We start from the raw sequence: 6,670 nt of genomic DNA, 5'->3' as shown, positions 1-6,670 counted from the left end.
TTCACGCATGGGCCCGGCATCCGAAGGCGTGCCAGGCGCGGGAAACGGCCCCGGTTGAGAGGCGCGGGACTGGGCAGACGCGCCGGAAAGAGCCCTCGGGAGGTACGAGGAGGGAGGCACCCATAGCGCACTTCCGGCGGAGGAGACGCATCGGCGGGTGCCGGCGGTATTGGCCTACCTGCGCGGCTGAGACCCACACCCCCTGCCGCCGTGTGGGCCTCAGCCGCGCAGGTAGGCCAATACCGCCGGCACCCGCCGATGCGTCTCCTCCGCCGGAAGCAGGTTCCGCTTGGCCAGGATGTTGCCGATGTGTTTGCCGACGGCCGCCTCGGTGACGACCAGCTCGCGGGCGATCGCGCCGTTCGACCTGCCCTCGGCGACCAGCGCCAGCACCTCCCGCTCGCGCGGGGTCGGCGCCGCCGGCGGATCGCGCCGGTGTCGGCAGCAGCGGGGCCGGCGCGGCACGGGCCCGGGCGTACCGGGCGAGCGGCCACAGCAGCGCCAGGAGGAGTACGACACCGAGGGCCGTGCACAGCACCAGCACGTCGAGCGGCCACAGCACGAACCCGAGCAGCACCGTGTACGCCGGACAGCACGGCCAGCGCGAGCAGCGGCAGCCCCACCGGCACCGGGGCCAGGGCGAGGCCGAGGGTGCCCAGGAGCAGGAGGACCACCAGCAGGACGAGGCCCACGAGGACCCCGCTGAGCAGATAGGCCACCGCACGCGGTGTGTCCCGTACGGCTGTTCGGATCATGGGGTCACGGTAGGTGGAGGCCACGAGCAACGGCCATATGCGCAGGGGGCGTTCCGGGGGTAGGGCCAGGCATACCTACTGGCACGCCTACTACCTCGTCAGCAGCTCCTCCCGCCCCCGTGCCCGGTACTCGGTCACCAGTCGCCCCAGGTCCAGCGCGGTGAGGCGGCGGTAGGTCCACTTGCCCGGTGGGCGCCACCACACCGGGTCCGGGCAGCGGAAGCCCTCGCGGCGGAGGGTGGCTCGCTGGATCTTGTTGGTGGCGGTGACCGGCATGGCGGGGACCACGCGTATGAAGCGGGGTGTCATCTTCGTGCCCAAGTCCGGCTGGGCGAGGGGGAATTCGGCGAAGTCGGCCGGGTCGAAGGTGCCCGCGACGGTGGCCATGGCCTGGTCGCCGGCGACCGGGTCGGGGACCGCGTAGACGGCGACGGCGTCGGCGCCCCGGTAGCGGGCGAGGATGTTCTCGATGACGGCGGCGGCCAGGTTCTCGCTGTCGACGCGGAGGCGGTCGTCGGTGCGGCCCGCGAAGTAGAGGTAACCGTCGGTGTCGCGGTAGAAGAGGTCGCCCGTCCAGTACCAGCCGTCGTGGCGGCGGGCCGCGTCCGCCTCGGGGTTGCGCCAGTAGCCCTCGAAGGGGTTGCGGCCCCGGTTGACCAGCTCGCCTATGGCCTCGGTGCCGTTGAGGAGGCGGCCGTCCTCGCCGAAGGCGGCCGGTGGGCACTCCCGCCGTGTCTCCGGGTCGATCACCGCGAGATCGTCCGCCGGCGCCGCCCGCCCGATCGCGCCCGGCGGCGCACCGGGCGTCCACTGGATCGCCGCACCGCCCTCGGAGGACCCGTACCCCTCCACGAGCCGTACCCCGAACCGCTTCTCGAACGCCGCCGCGTCCACCGCCCCCGCCTCCGTGCCGAAGCCCATGCGCAGCGGGTTGTCGTGGTCGTCGGGGCGGGGCTCGGTGGCCAGGATGTACTGCACGGCCCGCCCGACGTAGGTGAAGTACGTGGCCCCGTACGCCCGTACGTCGTCCAGGAACCCGGAGGCCGAGAAGCGACGGCGGAGCGCGACCCCGGCGCCGGCGGCCAGCGCGGGTGCCCAGTCGGCGATCACCGCGTTGCCGTGGAACATCGGCATGCAGATGTAGTGCACGTCGTCCCGCCGCACCCCGAAGCGGTTCACCAGGGCCCGCCCGGCCGCCGCGAGCCGCCCCTGTGAGCAGATGGCGGCCTTGGGGGCGCCGGTGGAGCCGGAGGTGAAGTAGAGGAGGAGGCGGTGGGCGGGGGTGGCCGGGGTGGGGTCGGGCTCGGCACCGGCGTAGGCGGCGAGGAGGTCGTCGTACTCCTGGGTGTCGGTCACCAGTCGTCGTACGCCGGGGAGTTCGAGGCCGTCGAGGAGGGGCAGATGGGCGCGTTCCGTGATCAGTACCCGGCATTCGGTGTGCAGGATGTCGCGCGCCAGCTCCGGGCCCCGTCGGGTGGGGTTGATCCCGGCGACGGCGGCGCCCGCGAGGGCCGCCGCGCTCAGCCACAGGGGGAACTCGGGGGTGTTGTCGAGGAGAACACCGATGTGCGGTTCGGCGCCGGGCGGCAGCAGGTCGGCCAGCAGTGCCGCGCGGGCGGCGGCCCCGGCCGCGACCTCGTGGTGGGTCAGCACCCGGTCCTCGCACCACAGTCCGGGCCGGTGGTCGCCCCACCGGTCGGCGACGAGCTCCGCGACCGTACGCCTCGTGGACTCCAGGGACTCCATGAGGGCGCACGGTAGTTGACGTACCGTCAGATGAGGAGAGTCGGGTGACGCCGGGCCTGCTGGATCGCTCGGTTCAGGTCACGGCGTCGGGAACGTCGGGTCCGTGGAGAACTGGTGGTACGTGACCATGAAGCCGACGCAGAAGACGAAGGCCACACCGAGGAACGCCAGGATGCCGAGGCTCGCCGCCGCCTGCCTCACACGGCCGGGCTCATGGGCCGTGGCCACGACGTTCGGGCCGTCGGTGTAGTAGACGGTGACGAAGTCGCCCTCGACCGTCGTCATCGGGCCGTCCTCCTCCTCGAAGCGGACGACGCGGCCGTCGCGTGTCTTGAACTCGTACACGTGGTGGATGGTGGTGCGCACGCCGCTGTGCTCACCCATGCTCTTGCTGACCGTCGTGAACGCCTTGAGGCAGTGCCCCTCGGCCGTCAGCCCGCTGTTCCAGGCGCTCCGCATCTGCAGCCAGCGGCGCAGCACGCGGTAGCCCATGAAGGCGATGACGGTCATCATGACCACGGGAATGGCGTAGAAGAAGAAGTCCATCGGTGTTCCCCCGACTTACGGTGACCGCCCTGGTCAGCGGCGTGTGGGGAACGTACCCGCGCGAGGGCCCCGGACAGCTCAAGGGATGCTCAGAACTCGGGTCGATCTCACGGGCATCCGCGTGCGCCGTTTCGAGGCGCACGCGGAACCCGGCCGAGGACGATCAGAACGAGACGTCCGAGCAGGCGTAGAACGCGTTTCCGGTGTCCGCGATCGTCCATACCGCGAGGATCACATGGTGGCCGCTCAGCCCGGACGGCAGGCGTCCGGTGTGGGAGAGAGTGGCCGGGGGGCGCTGGCCGTTGTAGGGGACGGTGAAGAACGGGGTGAGGTCGAGGTCGGAGCGGGCCAGGGCGTGGTTCTGGTTCCAGCCCTGCCTGGTGACGTAGTACTTGAAGTCGGTGGTGGCGTGCATGGCGGTGAACTGCCAGCGGAACGTGTAGTTCTGCCCGCCTGTCACCTTGGTGGTGGGCCAGGCGCCGCCGCCCGGCCTGGTGGGTGAGTCGAGCTGTCCGAACCGGCTGTGCCCGGCGGAACAGATCCGACCGTCAGCCGGCCCTGAGCCCGGGAAGCCCTTCGGACCCTCGACGCTCTGCGGCTCCCACTGGATGTCGCCGCAGTTCGTGACGGTCCCGTTCTGACAGAGCTTCTGCCGGCTGACGGGGAGATCGGTGTAGCCGTGGCCGGAGGCGCCGCTGCTGGAGAGCACGAGGGCACCGGTGGTGACGAGGCCGACGCCGGCCGCGTACCACTTGGTCCGGCCGCCGGGTTCGGCCCGTCGAGTGGAGCTGGTCTTCCTTCGCATGACTTCGCGCATGCTGCCGCTCCCTGGAGTACGTGGGGGTGATTCCAGGTCTAGACCAAGTGCCAGATTATGAGCGGCCGTTGGACATGTCCATACCAATCGCAGGACCGTTGTCGCCGGCTGCGGCAGACCCTTGCGGCGGCCTGCCGCGGACGGTTCAGGAATCGGCTTCGCGTCTGGCCGTGCAGAACGCCACCGTCAGGTCCTTCACCAGTGCCTTGCGTTCGCAGTCGTCCAGTTCGACCAGGCCGCGCATGGTCAGCCGGGTCACCGTGTCCTCGACCGAGTCGACGACCGAGGTGAGCACGGTGTCCCGGTGCTGGGCGTCGAGCGCCGCGATCCGGCGACGCTGCATCACGGCGGCCACCTCGGGCGCGTACTCGACGCGGGTCGGCTGCGCCGAGAACACCTCAAGGCCGACCGGCGCCGCGTCCGACACCACCAGCCGCGTGAGCGCGTCACCGACCGCCTCCGTGTTGCGCAGCGTCGCGTCCCTGACCAGCGCGTTCGGCGGCACGTCCGCCGGGAGCTGCGACAGCACCCGGGAGAGCGCCGCCTCCACGCACTCCCGCAGATACCGCTCGTGGTCCTCGATGCCCAGCACCGCCCGCGCGGTGTCCTTCACCCGCCACGCCACCAGTACGACGACCCGCAGCGCGACCCCGTTGGCGTCGACGGCCGGCATCGGCTCGCTGCGCCAGTGCCGCAGCCGTACGTCGACCCGTCGCCGCAGCACGAGCGGATTCACCCAGAGCAGCCCGGTGCGGCGAACCGTCCCCCGGTACCGCCCGAACAGGCCGAGCACCCACGCCTGCCCGGTCCTCCCGCGCGCCAGCCCGCCGAACCCGAACAGCGTCAGCGTCACGGCACCGGCGTACGCCGCCCACTGCGCCGGGCCGAGTCCCGCACCCGCGTCCGCGGTCGGCAGCCCCAACGCCCGGACCGCCAGCCCCGGCAGCGCCCCGGCCCACCACGACGTGAGTACACATCCGGCCACCCCACAGGCACCGCCCAGCACCCCGACCACACCGGGCAACACCCGCGCGGGCCGCTCGACCAGCTCGGGATCCACCTCGACGGCGGGGCGTGGCTTCACAGCGGTGAGGCCCCGTCTGATCCGCGGCTGCTCGCCGGTGCCGCGCCGTCGGCCCACGACGGCGGGCGTGACCGGTACGGACATCGGGGCCGGGTCGTCCCGGAACAGCAGATGTACGGGGATCTCGGTGGTCGCCTCGTTCTGGATGAGCCGGGCGGGCCTCGCGACCCCATCGGGCTCCGGTGTGGGTGGGGTGGTCGTACTCATACGTGACTCCGTGTCTCCGCGCAGGAAGAACCGTGGTGAGAGTTGTGAGCCGGGCGAGGTGAGAGCGCCGGTTGTGCGCCGGGGTGGGTGGTTGCGAAGGTGCAAGAAAGGGGCGCCCGGCGACGTCGTGAGCGGGTAGGAGTGTCAGGAGAACGTGAAGGGGCGCGGGTCTCAGGAGAACAGGCGGTGCCAGGTCTCCGGGCCCGGACAGCCGTCGGCAGCGCCGCCCCGCCGGCCCTGGGCCCGCTGGAACGCCTCCACGTTCCGCCGGTCCGACTCACCCCAGCGCGGCCCGGGCCCCGAGCCGAAAGCGCCGGACGGCGAGTCGCCGGAAGCGCCGGACGGCCGGAGTGCGGCGGGCTCGACCTTCGGCCCCCGGTTCCCGGCCGGCGGGATGTCCCGCCCCCTCCCGGTCACCAGATACGACCAGGTCAGCGGCCCCGGCAGCCCGTCCGCGCCGCGTCCCGTCCAGCCCTGGGCGCGCTGGAACGCCTGGGTGGCCCTGCGGTCCGCCTCCGACCAGCGCGGTCCCGGGCCGTCGGTGTAGAAGCGGCCCCCGCCACGCTCCACCAGCAGCTGCCCCAGCCGGGTCACGTACCGGTTGTCCGCGCCGGGCCCGAAGTACGCGGCCCCCGGGAAACGGTCGCTCCCGGCCGGATCGGCGCTGCCCTTGGTTCCCGGGGTGCCTACGGTCCCGGAGGAGCCGACGGGGCCCGTGTCCCCGTCCGGCGAGTCCGTGTCGTCCTCGATCAGCCCGGTGTAGCGGTACGGCACATAGCGGCTCCCGTTGCTCCAGTACGGGTACGGGGTGACCTGGCGGCGGGCGTACGGGCGGGTCGACTCGTAGGCGGTGTAGTAGGTGTGCGTATAGTCCGTCCAGCCGCCGAAAATCACGACGTGCGAGCCCTTTTGAGGGTTCTCCGGATTATGGAAGAGAAGCATGTCCCCGGGCAGGAGCTCCTCCCCGGAAATCCGCTGGGCGAATTTGTCGAGACTGCCCGTCCACTCGTTCATCGGCAGATTCCAGGCCATGGACACGAATCCCGAGCAGTCCTGGCGGTAACCGTCGTACCAGTACTCGGTCATGCTGTACGGCACCTCGGCATCGACCCAGGTCATGGCCCGTTCGATGATCTCGGCACGGGTGATCGGCGGCGTCCTGATCTTCTCGGACGGCTTCCCCCTGTCCGTCGACCGCTCCGCCGGACCATACAGCGGAGCCCTCTTCCCCTGAGGGGTTTCCGGCTCCTCACCTGCGGGAACACCGCCGGGGTCGACGGGGGCACGCACCGCCGCGACCGCCGGAGCGGCATACCCGGCGCCGAGCGCCGCACCGGCCGCCGTGGCCACGACGATCGCCTGTCGGGCCACCGGGTGAGCCAGGTGGGCACATCGGGTCGAGTGCCGCACGACTCGCCGCCGGTGAACACAACCGGGACACTCGCAATCTCTCCCAGGATCGATTTCCTCGAATACCGGAGTGTCCATGCGATTCCCCTCGCGGGCCGGGCGAAG

The 6,670-nt window shown here is 71.6% G+C and carries 6 protein-coding genes and 1 pseudogene; 1 reads left to right on the top strand and 6 read right to left on the bottom strand.

All coding sequences use genetic code 11. From position 1 onward, the window contains the following. Positions 1–219: 219 nt before the first annotated feature. A pseudogene (locus tag STRIP9103_RS04760) lies at positions 220–441 on the bottom strand (response regulator transcription factor); the annotation flags it as partial. Between the two features lie 86 nt (positions 442–527). Here STRIP9103_RS04760 and STRIP9103_RS49765 point away from each other — a divergent pair. Next, on the top strand, positions 528–818 hold the full coding sequence (locus STRIP9103_RS49765; protein WP_048819696.1) for a hypothetical protein: 291 nt from the start codon (positions 528–530) through the stop codon (positions 816–818). 27 nt (positions 819–845) lie between these two features. Here the strand turns inward: STRIP9103_RS49765 and STRIP9103_RS04750 are convergent, their stop codons facing one another. From STRIP9103_RS04750 to STRIP9103_RS04730, 5 genes are all read right to left on the bottom strand, one after another. Then, positions 846–2,501: a long-chain-fatty-acid--CoA ligase gene (locus STRIP9103_RS04750; protein ID WP_009299243.1), complete on the bottom strand. Its 1,656-nt coding sequence runs from the start codon at positions 2,499–2,501 to the stop codon at positions 846–848. Between the two features lie 78 nt (positions 2,502–2,579). After that, complete coding sequence (locus STRIP9103_RS04745) at positions 2,580–3,047, bottom strand: DUF3592 domain-containing protein (RefSeq protein WP_009299240.1); 468 nt, start codon at positions 3,045–3,047, stop codon at positions 2,580–2,582. A gap of 163 nt (positions 3,048–3,210) precedes the next feature. After that, entirely contained in the window at positions 3,211–3,864 is a 654-nt protein-coding gene (locus tag STRIP9103_RS04740; RefSeq protein ID WP_009299246.1) for a lytic polysaccharide monooxygenase auxiliary activity family 9 protein, read from the bottom strand. Between the two features lie 145 nt (positions 3,865–4,009). Next, a complete protein-coding gene (locus STRIP9103_RS04735; RefSeq protein WP_009299241.1) occupies positions 4,010–5,155 on the bottom strand; it encodes an SPFH domain-containing protein in 1,146 nt (381 codons plus the stop codon). Between the two features lie 171 nt (positions 5,156–5,326). Beyond that, a complete protein-coding gene (locus STRIP9103_RS04730) occupies positions 5,327–6,643 on the bottom strand; it encodes a peptidoglycan-binding protein (RefSeq protein WP_052315551.1) in 1,317 nt (438 codons plus the stop codon). Between the last annotated feature and the right edge of the window lie 27 nt (positions 6,644–6,670).

It is taken from the genome of Streptomyces ipomoeae 91-03, assembly GCF_000317595.1.
In the GTDB taxonomy this organism is placed as follows: Bacteria; Actinomycetota; Actinomycetes; order Streptomycetales; family Streptomycetaceae; genus Streptomyces; species Streptomyces ipomoeae.
This window is presented reverse-complemented; position numbering and strand designations above follow the sequence as displayed.